The 362-nt window shown below is 47.0% G+C and carries 2 rRNA genes; both read right to left on the minus strand.

Features of this window, described 5'->3' with window-relative positions:
• Positions 1 to 109, minus strand: a 5S ribosomal RNA gene (gene rrf / locus ACQCT5_RS22935); the annotation flags it as partial.
• 80 nt (positions 110 to 189) lie between these two features.
• Positions 190 to 362: ribosomal RNA gene (locus ACQCT5_RS22940) — 23S ribosomal RNA — on the minus strand; the annotation flags it as partial.

A 362-nucleotide genomic window follows, 5' to 3' on the forward strand; every position in this document is an offset into this window, starting at 1 on the left:
ACGTCCTACTCTCACAGGGGGACAGCCCCCAACTACCATCGGCGCTGAAGAGCTTAACTTCCGTGTTCGGTATGGGAACGGGTGTGGCCTCTTCGCCATCATTACCAGACATATTCAGTTGAAGGATATTCCTTCAAAACTAGATAACGTTTTTTCTTACCAAGATTCACAAGTGTCGTTCATTGTTTTTGGGTTAAGTCCTCGATCGATTAGTATTCGTCAGCTCCACATGTCACCATGCTTCCACCTCGAACCTATCTACCTGATCATCTTTCAGGGATCTTACTTGCCGAAGCAAAAGGAAATCTCATCTTGAGGGGGGCTTCATGCTTAGATGCTTTCAGCACTTATCCCGTCCGCAC

The sequence above is a fragment of the Sutcliffiella halmapala genome (assembly GCF_050107295.1).
Lineage (GTDB): Bacteria > Bacillota > Bacilli > Bacillales > Bacillaceae_I > Sutcliffiella_A > Sutcliffiella_A halmapala_A.